Below are 18647 nucleotides of genomic sequence, written 5' to 3' on the forward strand. Positions count from 1 at the left end.
ACCTCGCGCCCGAAGAGACGAGACGGATAGCCATGGCTGACCTGAGAAAGATCATCATCGACGGGAACGAGGTCGAGGTCGATCCGAACCTCACGCTGATCCAGGCGTGCGAACAGGCGGGGATCGAGATCCCGCGCTTCTGCTACCACGAGCGTCTGTCGATCGCAGGCAACTGCCGGATGTGTCTGGTGGAAGTCGTGGGCGGCCCGCCGAAGCCCGCTGCCTCCTGCGCGATGCAGGTGCGCGACATGCGCCCGGGGCCGGAAGGCGCGCCGCCGGTGATCAAGACGAACTCGCCCATGGTCAAGAAGGCCCGCGAGGGGGTGATGGAATTCCTGCTCATCAACCACCCGCTCGACTGCCCGATCTGCGACCAGGGCGGCGAATGCGATTTGCAAGACCAGGCAATGGCTTACGGGGTGGACTTCAGCCGCTACCGCGAGCCCAAGCGCGCCGCGACCGAGCTGAACCTCGGCCCGCTGGTCGAGACCCATATGACGCGCTGCATCTCCTGCACCCGCTGCGTGCGCTTCACCACCGAAGTCGCGGGCATCACCCAGATGGGCCAGACCGGTCGGGGCGAGGATGCGGAAATCGCGAACTACCTGAACATGACGCTCGATTCCAACATGCAGGGCAACATCATCGACCTGTGCCCGGTGGGCGCGCTGGTCTCGAAGCCCTACGCGTTCACCGCGCGTCCGTGGGAATTGACGAAGACCGAGACCGTCGACGTGATGGACGCCGTGGGCTCGAACATCCGCGTCGACACCAAGGGTCGCGAAGTGATGCGCATCCTGCCGCGCAACAATGACGACGTTAACGAGGAGTGGATCTCCGACAAGACCCGCTTCGTCTGGGATGGTCTGCGCCGCCAGCGTCTCGACCGGCCCTACGTCCGCGTCGATGGCAAGCTGAAGCCTGCAAGTTGGGGCGAGGCGCTGAGCGCCGCCGCCGAGGCGATGAAGGGCAAGAAAGTCGCCGGTCTGGTGGGCGATCTGGTCTCGACCGAGGCGGCTTTCTCGCTCAAGCAGCTGATCGACGGTCTGGGTGGCACCGTCGAATGCCGCACCGATGGCGCGCGTCTGCCGATCGGCAACCGCTACGGCTATGTCGGCAACGCGACGATCGCCGATCTGGATAACGCCGAGATGGTGCAGATCATCGGCGCGAACCCGGCGGTGGAAGCGCCCGTTCTGAACGCCCGCATCCGCAAGGCCTGGGCCAAGGGCGCGACTGTCGGTCTCGTCGGCGAAGCCTGCGATCTGACCTATGACTACGTCCATGTCGGCACCGACCGCGCCGCGCTAGCCGAGCTGTCGGGCAAGACGATCTCGGACGAGACCAAGGCGAAGAACACCGTCGTCATCATCGGGCAGGGCGCTCTGAACGAAGCCGATGGCGAGGCGGTTCTGGCCCATGCGATGAAGCTGGCCGAGAACTCCAACGCCAAGTTCATGGTGCTGCACACCGCCGCCGCTCGTGTCGGCGCGATGGATGTGGGCGCTGTGACCGAGGGCGGTTTGCTCGCGGCCATCGACGGCGCCGAAGTGATCTACAACATGGGCGCCGACGAGGTGGAGATCACCCCGCGCGCCGAGGGTGGCCCCTTCGTGATCTATCAGGGCAGCCACGGCGACCGCGGGGCCAACCGCGCCGACGTGATCCTGCCGGGCGCGGCCTATACGGAAGAAAACGGCCTCTTCGTGAACACCGAAGGGCGTCCGCAGCTTGCCTTCCGCGCGGCCTTCCCGCCGGGCGAGGCGAAAGAGAACTGGGCGATCCTGCGCGCGCTTTCGGCCGAGCTGGACGCCAAGCAGCCTTGGGACACGCTCGCCGGTCTGCGCCGCGCGATGGTCGCGGAAGTGCCGCATCTGGCGCAGGTCGATGAGGTTGTGGAGAACGAAGTGCAGGCGATCGAGCCGCGCGACATGGGTAAGGCGACCTTCCGTCTGCCGATCCACGAATTCTACCTGACCAACCCGATCGCACGGGCCTCCGTCGTGATGGGCGAATGCGCGAGCCTCGCGAAAGCGCGGGCCGAAGCGCCTGTTGCCGCCGAGTGAGGTTGAGACGGATGATGCAGACCCTGCCCAATATCGCACCGCTCGCCCCCGGCCTTCTGGCCGGTCTGGCGGCGTGCACGCCGACCGGCGGGGCGCAGGGGGATAGCGCGGTCAAACCGGACTATCGGGGCACCGAGACACGGCTCCTCGACAGCGATCTGGTGGAGATACGCGCGCGTGTCTCGGGCGAGGGCGCTGGCGAGAAAGCGGCGACCGATTATGCCCAATGCGCAGCCGCGCAATATGCGCTGGTGCGCGGCTATGGATTTGCGCGCCACGTGCGCACGAATGTGACTGAAGAGGGTGGCATCTGGCGGGCAGATGCGGTCTACACCATCTCGCCCGCCTTGCCGCAGGGACTCAAGACGATCGACGCGGAAGTGACCGTCGCCGATTGCAAGGATCGCGGCATTCCGACCGTATGAAGAGAGTGGGACATCATGGCTGAATTCTTCGCGACACCTTTCGGGATCTTCCTGCTGATCGTGCTGCAGAGCTTGGCGGTTATCGCCTTCGTGATGCTTTCGATGATCTGGCTGGTCTATGGCGACCGCAAGATCTGGGCTGCCGTGCAGATGCGTCGCGGGCCGAACGTCGTCGGGCCCTGGGGCCTGATGCAGACCTTCGCGGATGCGCTGAAATATGTGGTCAAGGAAATCGTCGTGCCGGCGGGCGCCGACAAGTTCGTCTATTTCCTCGCCCCGATCCTGAGCTTCGTGCTGGCGATGCTGACCTTCGCGGTGATCCCGTTTGCCGACGGTTGGGTGCTGGCCGATATCAACGTGGCCCTTCTGTTCGTCTTCGCGGCCTCCTCGCTCGAGGTGTATGGCGTGATCATGGGCGGCTGGGCGTCGAACTCGAAATACCCGTTCCTAGGCTCACTCCGCTCGGCCGCGCAGATGATCTCCTATGAGGTCTCGATCGGCCTGATCATCATCGGGGTGATCATCTCGACCGGCTCGATGAACCTGTCGACGATCGTGCGCGCGCAGGATACCGGCTGGGGCCTGCTGGGCTGGTACTGGCTGCCGCACCTGCCGATGGTGGCGCTGTTCTTCATTTCGGCGCTGGCCGAGACCAACCGCCCGCCCTTCGATCTTCCGGAAGCGGAATCCGAACTCGTCGCGGGCTTCATGGTGGAATACAGCTCGACCCCGTATCTGCTGTTCATGGCCGGCGAATATATCGCGATCTGGCTGATGTGCGCGCTGATGTCGATCCTGTTCTTCGGCGGCTGGCTGTCCCCGATCCCGGGCCTGCCCGACGGGGTGCTGTGGATGTTCGCCAAGATGGTGTTCTTCTTCTTCATGTTCGCGATGGTGAAGGCGATCGTGCCGCGCTACCGCTACGACCAGCTCATGCGGATTGGCTGGAAAGTCTTCCTGCCGCTGTCGCTGGCGTGGGTGGTGATCATCGCTTTCCTCGCGAAATTCGAAATCTTCGGGCACTTCTGGGCCCGCTGGGCGATGGGGAGCTGATAGATGGCTTTCGACTATAACCGCGCTGCCAAGTATTTCCTGCTGGTGGACTTCATCAAAGGCTTCGGCCTGGGGATGCGCTATTTCTTCGCGCCGAAACCCACGCTGAACTACCCGCACGAGAAGGGCCCGCTGTCGCCGCGCTTCCGTGGCGAGCACGCCCTGCGCCGCTACCCCAACGGGGAAGAGCGCTGCATCGCGTGCAAACTGTGCGAGGCGATCTGCCCGGCGCAGGCGATCACGATCGACGCGGAACCTCGCGCCGACGGCTCGCGCCGAACGACGCGCTACGACATCGACATGACGAAATGCATCTATTGCGGCTTCTGTCAGGAAGCCTGCCCGGTGGATGCGATCGTCGAAGGTCCGAATTTCGAATTCTCGACCGAGACCCGCGAGGAGCTGTTCTACGACAAGCAGAAGCTCCTTGAGAACGGGGCTCGCTGGGAAGCCGAGATTGCCCGCAACCTCGAACTGGATGCGCCTTACAGATGACCGACGATTTTTCGAAACTCTTTAGCAACATGATGGAGCAGTCGGCCGAGATGGCGCGGCTGTTCAATCCGGCGCTGGAAAGTTTCAATCCGGCTGCGATGGAGAAACTCTTCCCCACCATGTCGAAGGACATGATGGAGATGTGGTTCGGCAAGACCTTCAACCGCGAAGGGCTCGACAGCCGGACGCGGCTTCTGGTGACGATTGCCGCGCTCACGGTGCTGGGCGCGCAAGCGGACTCGCAGCTGCGCCTGACGATCCGCCACGCACTCGAGGCCGGGGCCACGCAACGCGAGATCGCCGAGGTGATCTTTCAGATGAGCATGTTCGGCGGGGTGCCCGCCATGACCCGCGCGCTCGAGATCGCGCAATCGGTCTTCGACGAGAATTCGGGAGAGAACGAATGACGGTGTTTGCTTTCGCCTTCTACCTTTTCGCCATTACGGCGGTGGTCGCGGGCTTCATGGTGGTGATTTCCAAGAACCCGGTCCATTCGGTGCTCTGGCTGATCCTGACCTTCCTGTCGGCGGCGGGACTTTTCGTGCTGCTGGGCTCGGAATTCGTCGCGATGCTCTTGATCATCGTCTATGTCGGCGCGGTCGCGGTGCTCTTCCTCTTCGTGGTGATGATGCTCGATGTCGACTTCGCCGCGCTGAAAGGCGAGCTGGCGCGCTACATGCCGCTCGGCCTCCTGATCGGGGTCGTGATGCTGGTGCAGCTGGGTATCGCCTTCGGGGCGTGGCAGACCTCCGGCATGGCGGAAAGCCTGCGTGCCGATCCGGTGCCCGAGGGCATGACCAACGCGCAGGCGATCGGCCTGCTCGTTTATGACAAATACCTCTACCTCTTCCAGACGGCGGGCCTGATCCTGCTGGTCGCGATGATCGGGGCGATCCTTTTGACGCTGCGCCATCGTACCAACGTCAAGCGCCAGAACGTCATCGCGCAGATGCATCGCGATCCGTCCAAGACGATGGAAATGGTGGACGTCAAACCGGGGCAGGGGCTGTGAGCGAACAAAAGCAAGCGAAAAACGCGAGTTCGGAAACGAGGGTGAACGCATGATCGGATTGGAACATTACCTTGGCGTGGCTGCCGCGCTGTTCGTGATCGGCATTTTCGGGATCTTCGTGAACCGCAAGAACGTGATCGTCATCATGATGTCGATCGAACTCATGCTGTTGGCGGTGAATATCAACCTGGTGGCCTTCGCGGCCTATCTGGATGACCTCGTCGGACAGATCTTCACCCTCTTCGTGCTGACCGTTGCGGCAGCCGAGGCCGCGATCGGCCTTGCGATCCTTGTGGTCTTCTTCCGCAACCGCGGCTCGATCGAGGTCGAAGACGTCAACGTGATGAAGGGATAAGGGACGATGGAAACGATCATTCTCTTTGCGCCGCTGGTCGGTGCGATCCTTGGTGGCTTCGGCTGGCGGGTGATCGGCGAAAAGGGCGCGATGGTCCTGACCACGGGCCTTCTGTTCCTCGCCGCTCTGCTCAGCTGGATCGTCTTTCTCACGCTGGGCGATCAGACGCAGCACATTCACGTCCTGAACTGGATCACCTCGGGTGAGCTGGACGTCTCGTGGGCGATCCGGATGGACCGACTGACCGCGATCATGCTGATCGTGGTGACGACGGTCTCCTCGCTCGTGCATCTCTACTCGTGGGGCTACATGGCCCATGACGAGAATTTCGACGAAGGCAAGGGCGAGAACTACAAGGCGCGCTTCTTCGCCTACCTGTCCTTCTTCACCTTCACCATGTTGATGCTGGTGACCTCGGACAACCTGCTGCAGATGTTCTTCGGCTGGGAAGGCGTCGGTGTCGCCTCCTACCTGCTGATCGGCTTCTACTACAAGAAACCCTCGGCCAACGCGGCCGCGATGAAGGCCTTCATCGTCAACCGTGTCGGCGATTTCGGCTTCCTGCTGGGGATGTTCGGTCTGTTCTACATGACCGGCTCGCTGCAGCTGGACGACGTCTTCTCGGCGGCCCCGGCCTTGTCAGAGACCAATCTCGACTTCCTCTGGGGGTCCTGGAACGCGGTCGAGCTCTGTGCCTTCCTGCTCTTTGTGGGTGCGATGGGTAAATCGGCGCAGCTCTTCCTGCACACATGGTTGCCGGACGCGATGGAAGGCCCGACGCCTGTGTCGGCGCTGATCCACGCCGCGACCATGGTGACCGCAGGCGTGTTCCTCGTCTGCCGCATGTCGCCGGTCTATGAATACGCTCCGCATGCGCAGACCTTCATCGTCGTGATCGGCGCCTCGACCGCCTTCTTTGCTGCGACCGTGGGTCTGGTGCAGAACGACATCAAGCGCGTCATCGCTTATTCGACCTGTTCGCAGCTGGGCTACATGTTCGCCGCGGCCGGTGTCGGCGTCTATTCAGTGGCGATGTTCCACCTGCTGACCCACGCGTTCTTCAAAGCGCTGCTGTTCCTCTCGGCGGGTTCGGTCATCACTGCGATGCACCACGAGCAGGACATGCGGAACTATGGCGGCCTTCGCAAAAAGGTGCCGCTGACGTTCTGGGCGATGATCTTCGGTACGCTGGCGATCACCGGGGTCGGTATTCCCTTCACGCCGATCGGCTTCGCGGGCTTCCTGTCGAAAGACGCGATCATCGAGAGCGTCTGGGGCGGTTCCGGCGCGGGCTATGCCTTCTGGCTTCTGGTTATCGCGGCGGCCTTCACGTCCTTCTATTCGTGGCGGCTGATCTTCATGACCTTCTTCGGCAAACCGCGCGGCGATCATCATGCGCATGATCACGCGAAGGAAAGCCCCTGGGTCATGACGGTGCCGCTGGTGGTTCTGTCCTTCGGCGCGATCTTCGCCGGGATGATCTGGTACAACGTCTTCTTCGGCGATCACGCGAAGCTGGTGAAATTCTTCGGGCTTCCCGCCCATGCCGAGCAGACGGCGGATGCGGGTCACGCGACGAATGGCGAGGCTGCGCAGACCGGCGAGGGCACCCATGGCGCAACGCCGCCGGTGCCGGATGCGACCATGTCCGAAGATCAGGCCGAGGCCGAGCTGATGGACGAGGCCAAGACCTCGCCGGATGTCGGCGTCTCGACGGCGGTGATCAAGTATCCGGGCGTCGCACCTCAGGGCGCGATCTATATGGGTCAGGAAAACGAGGTCATCGACAAGGCGCACCACGCGCCGGCCTGGGTCAAGGTTTCGCCCTTCGTGGCGATGCTTGCAGGGCTTCTCGTGGCATGGCTGTTCTACATCAAGGACACCAGCCTGCCGAAGCGGTTCGCCGAGGCGCAGCCGGGCCTGTACCGCTTCCTGCTCAACAAGTGGTATTTCGACGAGCTGTACGAGCGCATCTTCGTGCGCCCGGCGCTCTGGTTCGGCTATCAATTCTGGAAGAAAGGGGACGAGGGCTCGATTGACCGAGTTATCGACGGCATGGCCGTCGGCATCGTCCCGACATTCACGAGGTTCCTTAACAGGATGCAATCGGGCTATCTGTTCCACTACGCCTTCGCCATGGTGATCGGGATTGTCGGTCTCATGCTCTGGGTCGTCCTCAACGGGGGGGCGAACTGATGCAACACCTGCTTTCCATCGTCATCTTCACGCCCGCCGTGGCGGCGCTGATCCTCGCGCTGGTTCTGCGCGGCGGCTCGCCCGAGGCGGACCGGAACGCGAAATGGGTGGCGCTGACCGCGACGTCGGTCACCTTCCTGATCTCGCTGTTCCTGCTGGCCGGGTTCGACCCGTCCAACACCGGCTTCCAGTTCATGGAGAAATACTCCTGGATCATGGGGTTCCAGTACCGCGTGGGCGTCGACGGCCTGTCGATCCTCTTCGTGATGCTGACCACCTTCATGATGCCGCTGGTGATCGTCGGTAGCTGGAACGTCACCGACCGCGTGAAGGAATACATGATCGCCTTCCTCGTCCTCGAGACGCTGATGGTGGGTACCTTCGTTACGCTCGATCTGGTGCTGTTCTACCTGTTCTTCGAAGCGGGCCTGATCCCGATGTTCCTGATCATCGGTATCTGGGGGGGCAAGCAGCGCGTCTACGCCGCGTTCAAGTTCTTCCTCTACACCTTCTTCGGCTCGGTCTTCATGCTGGTGTCGATCATCTACATCTACTTCCACACCGGAACGACGGACATGCCGGGGCTGCTCGTCTACGAGTTCCCATACACACCGGTGCACATACTCGGGATAACGATCCCCGGCGGGGTGCAAACGCTGCTCTGGCTCGGCTTCTTCATCTCCTTCGCGATCAAGATGCCGCTCTGGCCGGTGCACACCTGGTTGCCTGCCGCGCACGTGCAGGCGCCGACGGCCGGTTCGGTCGTGCTCGCCGCGGTGCTGCTGAAGCTCGCCGATTACGGTTTCCTGCGCTTCTCGCTGCCGATGTTCCCGGTGGGCAACCTCGTGGTCGGCCCCTGGGCGATGTGGCTCGCGGTGATCGCGATCATCTGGACCTCGCTGGTGGCGCTGGTGCAGACCGATATCAAACGCGTCATCGCCTATAGCTCGGTCGCGCACATGGCCGTCGTGCTGCTCGGGATTTTCTCGGGCACGCAGCAGGGCATCGAGGGCGGTATCTTCATGGTTGTCGCGCACGGTTTCACCTCGGCGGCGCTGTTCCTCGCGGTGGGTGTGGTCTACGACCGGATGCATACGCGCGAAATCTCGGCCTATGGCGGCCTGGTGAAGCGCATGCCCGCCTATGCGACGATCTTCATGTTCTTCACGATGGCCAATGTCGGCCTTCCCGGCACCGCCAATTTCGTCGGCGAGTTCCTGATCCTCGTGGGCGTCTTCCAGGTGAATACGTGGGTTGCGCTCTTCGCCACGACGAGCGTGATCCTGTCGGCGGCCTATGCGCTCTGGCTCTATCGCCGGGTCGTCTTCGGCGATCTGATCAAGGAGAGCCTGCGTTCGATCACCGACCTGAGTACGCGCGAGAAGTGGATCTTCGCGCCGCTGGTGGCGATGACGTTGCTGCTCGGGGTCTATCCTGATCTGGTGACCAACATCATCGGGCCGTCGGTGACGCAACTCGTCCAGAACTATCACGATGCCTTGCCGGACAACCTTCTGTCCGACCTGGTCGAACACTGAGGAGCTGAGGGATGACTTCTGCGGATTTCTCGATCGTCCTTCCGGAGTTTTTGCTCGCCGTCTACGCGATGGTGGCGCTGCTCGCGGGTGTGTGGTTCGGCAAGGACAAGCTTGCGCCGACCCTGCTGTGGATCACCTCCGGCGTCATGCTGGTGATCGCGGCCTGGATCGGTCTGGCCGAGGTAGGGTCGCATGAGGCCTTCGGTGGCCTCTTCATCGACGACGCGTTCTCGCGCTTCACCAAGGTGATGATCCTCGTCTCGGCTGCGCTGGTTCTCGCGATGGGCACCGATTACATGCAGCGGCGCGGGCTGCTGCGCTTCGAATACCCGATCCTTGCGACGCTGGCCGTCATCGGCATGATGATGATGGTCTCGGCGGGCAACCTGATGTCGCTCTACATGGGGCTCGAGCTGCAATCGCTCGCGCTCTACATCGTGGCCGCGCTGCGCCGCGAGAGCGAGAAGAGCTCGGAAGCGGGTCTGAAGTACTTCGTGCTCGGCGCGCTGTCCTCGGGCATCCTGCTCTACGGCGCCTCGCTGACCTACGGCTTCGCGGGCACCACGCAATTCGCGGGTATCATCGGGGTGGTTCAAGAAGGTCACCTGCCGATCGGCCTTCTGTTCGGCATGGTCTTCCTGATCGCCGGTCTCGCCTTCAAGGTCTCGGCGGTGCCGTTCCACATGTGGACGCCCGACGTCTATGAAGGTTCGCCCACGCCGGTCACCGCCTTCTTCGCCACCGCGCCGAAAGTCGCCGCGATGGCGCTGATCGCACGGCTCGTCTTCGACGCCTTCGGTCAGGTGCCGGCGGAGTGGGGCCAGATCCTCGCGCTGCTTGCGGGCCTGTCGATGGTCTGGGGCTCGGTCGCGGCGATCGGTCAGACGAACATCAAACGCCTGATGGCCTATTCCTCGATCACCCATATGGGCTTCGTGCTGCTGGGCCTCTCGGCGGGCACCGCCGAGGGCGTGCAGGCGATGCTGACCTATATGGCGATCTACGTGACGATGAATGTCGGCGTCTTCGCCTTCATGCTCTCGATGGAGCGTGACGGCCAGCCGGTGACCGATATCAAGTCGCTGAACCAATATGCCCGTCAGGATCCGACCAAGGCGCTGGCGATGCTGGTACTGCTGTTCTCGCTCGCGGGCGTGCCGCCGTTCCTGGGCTTCTTCGCCAAGTTCGCGGTGCTGCAGGCGGCGCTGCATGCGGGCTATATCTGGCTCGTGCTGCTGGGCGTGATCGCCTCGGTCGTGGCGGCCTTCTACTACCTACGGATCGTGTTCTACATGTATTTCGGCAAGGAGACGGACCCGCTGGACAACCGGATGCCCGCGATCCAATGGGGGCTTCTGATGGTCTCCGCGCTGGCGATGCTGCTCGGTATCTTCAACCTCTTCGGCATCGAGGGCGCAGCCCAGGCTGCGGCGGCGGCTCTTGTCAACTGAGCGCGATGACTGGCCCGAGGGTGTGGCGCGACATGTCCTGCCCTCGGTCGATAGCACCATGGATGAAGCGGCCCGGCTAGCGCCGGGCCTCTCCGGTTCAGCGTGGATCTTTGCGCATGAGCAGACCGCGGCCCGCGGTCGGCGCGGCCGTGCCTGGCGCGCGCCCACGGGCAATTTCTCGGCGACGCTGGTGATGCGGCCCGAGGGCGGGCTGGGGCAGGCGGCGCTCTATTCCTTCGTCGCGGCTCTGGCGCTCGAGGCGGCGCTCGCCCATGTCGGGGGCCCGCATGCGCGGCTCTCGATCAAATGGCCCAATGACGTGCTGCTGAGCGGTGGCAAGATCGCGGGTATCTTGCTGGAGAGCCTGCGGGGCGGAGAGCAGATCGCGATCGGCATCGGGGTGAACCTCGCGCAGGCGCCCGACCGCAGCGAGGTCGAGCCCGAGGCGATGGCCCCGGTCAGCCTGATTGGCGAGACCGGGATGCAGATCGCCCCGGTCGACTTCCTGCCGATGCTGGCGCAGGCCTTCGATCACTACGACCGGCAATTCCGCGATTACGGCTTCGACGCGATCCGCAATGCGTGGCTCGCCCGCGCGGCGCGTCTGGGCGAGGAGATCACCGCCCGGGTCGGCAACGAGACCTATCGTGGCACCTTCGAGACCATCGACGAGACCGGGGCGCTTATCCTGACCACGCCCGAGGGCCGTCGCGCCATCTCGGCAGCGGATATCTTTTTCTGAGCGGAAAGGGGGAGCCATGCTTCTCTGCATCGACTGCGGTAACACCAATACGGTCTTTTCGGTCTGGGACGGGACGGATTTCGTCGCCACTTGGCGGATGGAGACCAATCACCAGCGCACGGCGGACGAATATTTCCTCTGGCTGTCGGGCATGATGCGCGTGCAGGAGATCGCCGGCGAGATCACCGAGGTGATCATCTCGTCGACCGTGCCGCGCGTCGTGTTCAACCTGCGGGTCCTGTCGAACCGGTATTTCAACTGCCGCCCGCTGGTGGTGGGCAAGCCCGAATGCCGTCTCCCGGTCGAGCCGCGCGTCGATCCGGGCACGACCGTGGGGCCGGATCGCCTCGTGAACACGGTGGCGGGCTATGACCGGCATGGCGGCGATATCGTCGTCGTCGATTTCGGCACTGCGACCACCTTCGACGTGGTGGCCTCCGACGGGGCCTATATCGGCGGCGTGATCGCGCCCGGCGTGAACCTCTCGCTGGAGGCGTTGCACGCCTCCGCCGCCGCCCTACCTCATGTCGATGTGACGATGCCCGAAAAGGCCATCGGCACGAATACCGTCGCCTGTATCCAATCGGGCGTTTTCTGGGGCTATATCGGCCTCGTCGAAGGCGTCGTGCGCCAAATCCGGCTCGAACGCGACCGGCCGATGAAAGTCATCGCGACCGGCGGTCTGGCCGAACTGTTCTCGCAGGGCTTTGACCTCTTTGACAGTGTGGATTACGACCTTACCATGCACGGCCTTCGCCTCCTCAACGACTATAACAAGGATCTTCCCGCGTGAGTGACAGACTGATCTACCTCCCCCTCGGCGGTGCCGGCGAAATTGGCATGAACGCCTATGTGTACGGCTACGGCCCAGAGGGGAAAGAGCGGCTGATCGTTGTCGATCTGGGCGTGACTTTCCCGGATATGGACGGCACGCCCGGCGTCGATCTGATCTTCGCCGATCTCGAATGGCTGGAAGCGAATGCCGACCGGATCGACGCGATCTTTATCACCCACGCCCATGAAGACCATATCGGCGCGCTGCCCCATGTCTGGAACAAGCTGCGCAAGCCGGTCTATGCGCGGGCCTTCACCGGCCGCATCGGTCAGCTGAAGCTGGAAGAGGCGGGGATCCCGCCCGAGACGATCCAGATCGTCGAGCCGCGCCCGAAGGTGATCGAAGCCGGTCCGTTCAAGGTGCAATTCGTGCCGATCTCGCACTCGATCCCCGAGAGCTCCGGCCTCATCATCGACACGCCCGCGGGCCGCGTCGTCCATACGGGCGATTTCAAGCTCGACGGCAACCCGATCGTGGGCGAGCCCTTCGAGCCCGAGATGTGGCATGCCATCGCCAAGGAAGGCGACGGTGTGAAGGTTCTGGTGAGCGATTCCACGAACGTCTTCTCGCCGCTGCCGGGCCGGTCGGAGGCCACGTTGGCCGAGCCGATCTCGGAACTGATCCGCGCCCAGACCGGCATGGTCGTCGCGACCACCTTCGCCTCGAACGTCGCGCGCCTGAAGACGCTCGCCGAAGCGGGCAAGGCCGCAGGCCGCTCGGTCTGCCTGCTCGGCCGTGCGATGAAGCGCATGGTCTCGGTCGCGGAAGAAACCGGGGTGCTCAAGGGCATGCCCGGCACGATCTCGGCGGAAGAGGCGAGCGATGTGCCGCGCCAGAACCTGATGCTGATCGTGACCGGTTCTCAGGGCGAGCGCCGCGCGGCCTCGGCCCAACTGAGCCGTGGCAAATATCTGGGTCTCGAGCTGAAAGAGGGCGACACGTTCCTGTTCTCCTCGAAGACCATTCCGGGCAACGAGCGTGGCGTGATCCGCATCATGAACGCCTTCTCCGAGATGGGCGTCGACGTGGTGGACGATCACGGCGGGCTCTATCACGTCTCGGGCCATGCGAACCGCCCCGATCTGGAAGCGGTTCATGAGCTGCTCGCGCCGAAGATGCTGATCCCGATGCATGGCGAGCATCGCCACCTGCGCGAGCACGCGAAGCTGGCGGCGGATAAGGGCATCGCGTCGGAAGTCGCGACGAACGGCACGATGATCGACCTGACCGGCAAGGCGCCGAAAGTCGTCGAATATATCGAAGCGGGCCGCACTTACCTCGACGGTTCGGTGCAGATCGGCGCTATGGACGGCGTGGTGCGGGACCGGATGCGCATGGCGCTGAACGGGCTGTGCCTCGTGACCCTGATCCTCGACGAGGAAGACCAGCCCCTGGGCGAGCCCTGGGTCGAGCTGAACGGCCTGCCGAAACTGGGCCGCTCGGGCGCGCCGCTGGCGGAGACGATTGAAGACGAGATGACGCAATATCTCGAACGCGCCTCGATCAAGGTCCTCAAAAATGACGACAAGATCGACGAGGGCCTGCGTCGCATCGCGCGTCAGGTCTCGATGGAAGAGATCGGCAAGAAGCCCGAAGTGATCGTCGTCACCAGCCGCCTGACCGATTGAGCGCGGCTCCGCGCCCCAAAAGGGCGCGGATCGCCCCAAGCGCAGGCGGGTAGGGGCGCGCTCCATCTTTCAAGACAAAGAAAAACCCCGCCGGAGGAAGCCTCCGGCGGGGATATTTTTACCAATACGAAAGCGTCAGCTGTCCGCTTTGTCCTCGGCGGTCTCCTCAACCGCGCCGGGGCGGAAGGAGACGGTGAGGAAGTCCGGAACGTGATCGCCCATGCCCACGACTTCGTTGTCGCGCTCGCGGCGGTTGCGACCACCGCGCGACCGGCGGGCATTACCGCCCTCGTCGGAAGACTGGCTGCGCGATTGCGGCTTCGGAGCGCTCGCGGCCTCGGGGGCTGCTTCGCTGCGGGCCTCTTCGGGCTGAGCCTCGGCTTTCTTGGGCGCCTGCTCTTGCTCCTGCTGCTCCTGTGGCGCGGCGCTTTGCGGCTGCTGCGTCTCTTCGCTGCGCTGGTCGCGTTTCGACCCACGCCCGCCACGATCCCGGCTGCGCCCGCCGCGCGAACGACCGCCCTTGGCGTCTTCGCGCTTGCGCGCCGGTTGCTTCGCGCCTTCGGACAGTTCGAAATCTTCCGGCGGCTCGGCGCGCGGGATTTCCTGCTCGACGAGGCTTTCGATCTGGCTAAGGAACTTCTCGTCCGACGGGACCGCGATCGAGATCGCCGTGCCCTTGCGGCCCGCGCGACCCGTGCGGCCGATCCGGTGGACGTAATCCTCGGCATGCATCGGCAGGTCGTAGTTGAAGACGTGGCTCACCGAGGGCACGTCGAGACCGCGCGCGGCCACGTCGGAGGCGATCAGCAGTTTGAGCTTGCCATCGCGGAAATTCTCGAGCGTGCGCGTGCGCTGGCTCTGGTCGAGGTCGCCGTGGATCGGGGCGGCGTCGAAGCCGTATTTCTGCAGGCTTTTCGCGACGATATCGACATCGACCTTGCGGTTGCAGAAGACGATCGCGTTGGTGCAGGCCTCGCCCTCGGCCGAGATCACCGCGCGCAGCAATTCGCGCTTGGCCTTGGCCGTCTGGTCGCGGCGCGCCGGTTCGATCTGGATCAGCTTCTGGGTGATGTTCGCACCCGTGGTCGCCTGACGCGCAACTTCGACCCGCGTCGGCGCATGCAGGAAGGTGTTGGTGATCCGCTCGATCTCCGGGGCCATCGTGGCCGAGAAGAACAGCGTCTGGCGCGTGAACGGCGTCAGCTGAAAGATGCGCTCGATATCCGGGATGAAGCCCATGTCGAGCATCCGGTCGGCCTCGTCGACGACCATGACCTTCACGTCGGTCAGGATCAGCTTGCCACGCTCGAAATGGTCGAGCAGGCGGCCCGGCGTCGCGATCAGCACGTCGACGCCCTTGTCGATCAGCTTGTCCTGCTCGCCGAACGACACGCCGCCGATCAGCAGCGCGCGCGTCAGCTTGGTGTTCTTGGCGTAGAGGTCGAAGTTCTCGGCGACCTGGGCTGCCAGTTCGCGCGTCGGGCAGAGCACGAGCGAGCGCGGCATCCGGGCGCGGGCGCGGCCCCGACGCAGCAGCGTCAGCATCGGCAGGGTGAAGCTGGCGGTCTTGCCGGTCCCGGTCTGCGCGATGCCGAGCACGTCCTTGCCTTCGAGCGCGGGCGGAATGGCGCCAGCCTGAATGGGCGTGGGCTCTTCGTAGCCAGCATCGACAACGGCGGAAAGGACTTTCGGGTCCAGCTTCAGATCGGTGAATTTAGTCATGGGTTTCCTTGGTTTACCTTTGATCGCGTCCTGTCGCGACCCGCATCGGGCGGGGCCGCTATCGGGCGCTTTAGGAACCGGGCGCCCAGGAGAAGCTCCGCCGGATTACGGAGCTTGACTGCGCCCTACCGGATTGCGACGCAAAGGTCAATCTTTTCAGGGGGTGACCCGGGGCTGCGCGCGGAACATAGCGCGGTCCTGCGCGATATTCGGCCTCTTGCAAAAGGGCACGGAACCTGACCTCCTGAGCGGGGTTTGATCCGGAAGCGTGACGAGGGACAGGTATGGCAGTTGCGGAATCGGCGGGTCTCGGCCCGGTATTGGCCTTTGCGCTGGTGGGGGTGTGCGGTGTTGGGGCGCAATGGCTGGCCTGGCGCCTGCGCCTGCCCGCCATCGTGATCATGCTGGTCGCAGGGCTCATCGCAGGGCCCGCGACAGGGCTGTTGAACCCGAGCCGGGATTTCGGCGACTTGCTGAGCCCTCTGATCGCGCTCGCCGTGGCGGTGATCCTGTTCGAGGGGGGCTTCTCCCTCGATTTCCACCGCTTGGGCGACGCGAAAACCGGCGTACGGCGACTGGTCTTCATCGGCGCGCCTCTGGGCTGGTTCCTCTCGGTGCTCGCGCTCGTTTGGGGCGCGGGGCTCAGCTGGGAAAGCGCGGCTGTTTTCGGCGGCATCATGGTCGTTACCGGCCCCACGGTGATCGCGCCGCTTCTGCGCACGGCGAAACTTGCCCGCCGCCCTGCGCGTCTGCTGCAATGGGAAGCCATCGTGAACGATCCGATCGGCGCGTTGGCGGCGGTTCTGGCCTTCGAGGTGGTGTTCACGCTGCGCTCCAACCTGCCGATGGGCGAGGCGGTCGGGCATCTCGCGCTCGGTATCGGCTTTGCGGCCGCGATCGGCGGTGTGATCGGCTGGGGCATCGCGCGCAGCTTCTCGCGCGGGTGGGTGCCGGAATTCATGAAGGTGCCGGTGCTCTTCGCGACGCTTCTGGGTACCTTCGCGGTGACGGATCACGTGCTGCATGAAAGCGGGCTGCTGGCGGTCACCGTGATGGGGCTGGTGATCGGCAATGCCGACCTGCCGTCCTACGAGGAACTGCGCCGTTTCAAGGAGCATGCGACGGTCTTGCTGGTCTCGGGCGTGTTCATCCTGCTCGCCGCGAATATCGAGATCGACCAGCTGGCCGCCCTCGACTGGCACGCGCTCCTGTTCGTTATTCTCGTGGTGCTGGTGGCGCGGCCGCTAACAGTGCTGATCTCGCTGATCGGGACAGCACTGCCGCGCAACGAGCGGCTGCTGATCGCCTTTACCGGCCCGCGCGGTGTGGTTCTGGTCGCGGTGGCGGGCCTCTTCGGGCAGCGTCTGGCCGAGATCGGCGTCGCAGACGGGCTGCGGATCGGGCCGCTGGCCTTCGTTCTGGTGCTGGTCACGGTGATCGTGCACGGCTTCACGCTGGCGCCGCTGGCGCGGAAGCTGGGGCTCGCCAATGCCGACAAGCCGGGGCTGCTGATCGTGGGCGGCTCGCGCTTCACCACGGCGCTGGCCGAAACGCTGAACAAGGCCGAGGTGCCGGTGCTGATCACCGATCCGAACCATGCCCACCTGATCCGCCCGCGCGCCAATGGGCTCAAGACCTTCTACGGTGACATTCTGGGCGAGGCGGCGGAGGACAAGGTCGAGCTGATGGCCTATTCGACCCTGCTCGCGGCCACCGATAACGACGCCTACAACACGCTCGTCGCGACCGATCTCGCGCCCGAGCTGGGCCGCGACAAGGTCTGGCAGGTGCCGCGCCAGAAGGACGACCGCGAGCGTCACGCGCTGCCGACGCAGCTCGGTGGGCGCCGCTTTGGCGAGGGGCGGACGCTGGAGAATTGGGAGAAGCTGTTGTCCGAGGGCTGGCGTTTCCGCGTGACCCGGATCACCGAGGAATACACGCTGACCCAGTGGCGAGAAAAGCGGCCCAAGGCGAAGCCCGTGATGGTCGTTGCAAAAAGCGGCGATCTGCGCTTCGTGATCGACCCGGCCGAAATGAAGGTCGAGCCGGGCGGGCGGTTGATCTCGCTCCTGCCGCCCGAGGCCTTCGAGGAAGAGACCACGCAGAAGGCCAAGGCCGGGGAGAAACCCTCGGGTCAGCCGGGGCCTGCCGCGCGGATCCCGTGAGGTTTAGTCGATCCGGGCGGTGAGGGTGCGGCGAGCGATCACCGCGCCATCACGGCTGAGCGTGATCTGGCCGTCGTAGCGGCCCCTCGGCCATCCGCCCGGCGGGGCTTTCTTCCCGACATAACGGAAGAACCGGGCCTTGGACGCGTCGACCTCGGTGGTCGTGCTGATGCTGATCCCGTCCGGGCCGGTGATCTCGAACCCGATCGTGTCCCCCGCACGCAGGCCGAAACCGTAGCCCCACAAGACGAGCGCGGGTGCGGTGTCGCTGGGCGGGGGCAGGGGAGCGCCGGTCAAGACTGTCTCGAAGCGTGGCACGGTGGCGGTGAGCCCGGCCTCGAGCCATCCGCTCGGCCGATAGGTGATCGGGGCGGACCAGAGCGTTTGCGTCGCATTGGTGGCGCAGGCGTCCTGCATGTCTGGGTCGAACGGGTCAACTACGGTGACGTCGTGGCGCAGCGAAAGATGCAGATGCGGGAATTCCGCTTGGCCCGATTGTCCGACGAGGCCGAGCGGTTCGCCGGCTTTTACCCGGTCGCCCCGGTTCACGGAAATGGAGCCTTCGCGCAGATGGCAATACTGGGTCTGCCAGCCATTGCCGAGATCGATGACGATCCCGTTTCCGCATTCTTTGTCCGCGACCGTTTCGCCGCCGACATAAGCCCCGTCGGGCTCTCCGTCTCGGGTGGCGATCACCCGGCCCGGGGCGGCGGCGATCACCTGCACGCCCGCCTGCATCTGCGCTTCGGTCAGCAGTGCGAAATCGGTGCCCTTGTGCCCGTCATAGGTTAGCCCGCCGCAACCCGCATCGCGCACACCGGAGCCGGGGTCGCGGTCGACGTAGTTCTGGATGTAGCAGTCTTGGCCAAGTGTGCACTCGACCGGCATCTCCAGCTTCGGCGCGTCGGTTAGAAAAGTCCCGGCCATGCAGGGCACGGCCGGGACGAGTAGGCTTATCAATACC

At 64.2% G+C, this 18647-nt stretch carries 16 protein-coding genes; 14 read left to right on the plus strand and 2 right to left on the minus strand.

All coding sequences use genetic code 11. From position 1 onward, the window contains the following. Positions 1-32 precede the first annotated feature (32 nt). Genes nuoG through AKL02_RS07300 form a run of 13 tightly spaced genes read left to right on the plus strand, consistent with a single transcriptional unit; the run spans position 33 to position 13796 of the window. Positions 33-2066: an NADH-quinone oxidoreductase subunit NuoG gene (gene nuoG / locus AKL02_RS07240; protein ID WP_083075090.1), complete on the plus strand. Its 2034-nt coding sequence runs from the start codon at positions 33-35 to the stop codon at positions 2064-2066. Positions 2067-2080: 14 nt separating this feature from the next. Then, complete coding sequence (locus tag AKL02_RS07245) at positions 2081-2491, plus strand: YNQ4 family lipoprotein (RefSeq protein ID WP_172976187.1); 411 nt, start codon at positions 2081-2083, stop codon at positions 2489-2491. A gap of 15 nt (positions 2492-2506) precedes the next feature. After that, positions 2507-3544 carry an NADH-quinone oxidoreductase subunit NuoH gene (gene nuoH, locus AKL02_RS07250; protein ID WP_078519421.1) on the plus strand — a complete coding sequence of 346 codons (1038 nt, stop codon included), beginning with the start codon at positions 2507-2509 and terminating at the stop codon, positions 3542-3544. A 3-nt stretch (positions 3545-3547) separates the two neighbouring features. Continuing rightward, the gene (gene nuoI / locus AKL02_RS07255; RefSeq protein ID WP_075774482.1) at positions 3548-4039 is read left to right on the plus strand and encodes an NADH-quinone oxidoreductase subunit NuoI; all 492 of its coding nucleotides are present in this window, start codon (positions 3548-3550) and stop codon (positions 4037-4039) included. Beyond that, the gene (locus AKL02_RS07260; RefSeq protein WP_078519420.1) at positions 4036-4446 is read left to right on the plus strand and encodes a carboxymuconolactone decarboxylase family protein; all 411 of its coding nucleotides are present in this window, start codon (positions 4036-4038) and stop codon (positions 4444-4446) included. The genes nuoI and AKL02_RS07260 overlap by 4 nt, the downstream gene beginning before the upstream one ends. Next, the gene (locus AKL02_RS07265) at positions 4443-5051 is read left to right on the plus strand and encodes an NADH-quinone oxidoreductase subunit J (RefSeq protein WP_078519419.1); all 609 of its coding nucleotides are present in this window, start codon (positions 4443-4445) and stop codon (positions 5049-5051) included. The genes AKL02_RS07260 and AKL02_RS07265 overlap by 4 nt, the downstream gene beginning before the upstream one ends. 49 nt (positions 5052-5100) lie before the next feature. Continuing rightward, positions 5101-5406 carry an NADH-quinone oxidoreductase subunit NuoK gene (gene nuoK, locus AKL02_RS07270; protein WP_075774485.1) on the plus strand — a complete coding sequence of 102 codons (306 nt, stop codon included), beginning with the start codon at positions 5101-5103 and terminating at the stop codon, positions 5404-5406. A 6-nt stretch (positions 5407-5412) separates the two neighbouring features. Beyond that, the gene (gene nuoL / locus AKL02_RS07275) at positions 5413-7602 is read left to right on the plus strand and encodes an NADH-quinone oxidoreductase subunit L (protein ID WP_078546626.1); all 2190 of its coding nucleotides are present in this window, start codon (positions 5413-5415) and stop codon (positions 7600-7602) included. Next, positions 7602-9140 (plus strand): NADH-quinone oxidoreductase subunit M, encoded by a 1539-nt coding sequence (locus AKL02_RS07280; protein WP_078519417.1) that lies wholly within the window; start codon positions 7602-7604, stop codon positions 9138-9140. Before nuoL ends, AKL02_RS07280 begins: the two co-directional genes overlap by 1 nt. Before the next feature lie 11 nt (positions 9141-9151). Continuing rightward, complete coding sequence (nuoN, locus tag AKL02_RS07285; protein ID WP_083075093.1) at positions 9152-10591, plus strand: NADH-quinone oxidoreductase subunit NuoN; 1440 nt, start codon at positions 9152-9154, stop codon at positions 10589-10591. After that, positions 10581-11333 carry a biotin--[acetyl-CoA-carboxylase] ligase gene (locus tag AKL02_RS07290; protein WP_269780194.1) on the plus strand — a complete coding sequence of 251 codons (753 nt, stop codon included), beginning with the start codon at positions 10581-10583 and terminating at the stop codon, positions 11331-11333. The genes nuoN and AKL02_RS07290 overlap by 11 nt, the downstream gene beginning before the upstream one ends. A gap of 16 nt (positions 11334-11349) precedes the next feature. Next, complete coding sequence (locus AKL02_RS07295) at positions 11350-12126, plus strand: type III pantothenate kinase (RefSeq protein WP_078599292.1); 777 nt, start codon at positions 11350-11352, stop codon at positions 12124-12126. 47 nt (positions 12127-12173) lie between these two features. Further along, the gene (locus tag AKL02_RS07300; protein WP_083075095.1) at positions 12174-13796 is read left to right on the plus strand and encodes a ribonuclease J; all 1623 of its coding nucleotides are present in this window, start codon (positions 12174-12176) and stop codon (positions 13794-13796) included. A gap of 135 nt (positions 13797-13931) precedes the next feature. Here AKL02_RS07300 and AKL02_RS07305 read toward each other — a convergent pair whose 3' ends face one another. Continuing rightward, positions 13932-15518 carry a DEAD/DEAH box helicase gene (locus tag AKL02_RS07305; protein WP_083075097.1) on the minus strand — a complete coding sequence of 529 codons (1587 nt, stop codon included), beginning with the start codon at positions 15516-15518 and terminating at the stop codon, positions 13932-13934. Positions 15519-15802: 284 nt separating this feature from the next. Here AKL02_RS07305 and AKL02_RS07310 point away from each other — a divergent pair, with 284 nt between their 5' ends. Beyond that, positions 15803-17683 carry a cation:proton antiporter gene (locus tag AKL02_RS07310; protein ID WP_083075099.1) on the plus strand — a complete coding sequence of 627 codons (1881 nt, stop codon included), beginning with the start codon at positions 15803-15805 and terminating at the stop codon, positions 17681-17683. 3 nt (positions 17684-17686) lie between these two features. Here the strand turns inward: AKL02_RS07310 and AKL02_RS07315 are convergent, their stop codons facing one another. Then, entirely contained in the window at positions 17687-18610 is a 924-nt protein-coding gene (locus AKL02_RS07315; RefSeq protein WP_083075101.1) for a M23 family metallopeptidase, read from the minus strand. Between the last annotated feature and the right edge of the window lie 37 nt (positions 18611-18647).

Source organism: Thioclava electrotropha (genome assembly GCF_002085925.2).
Taxonomy (GTDB): Bacteria; Pseudomonadota; Alphaproteobacteria; order Rhodobacterales; family Rhodobacteraceae; genus Thioclava; species Thioclava electrotropha.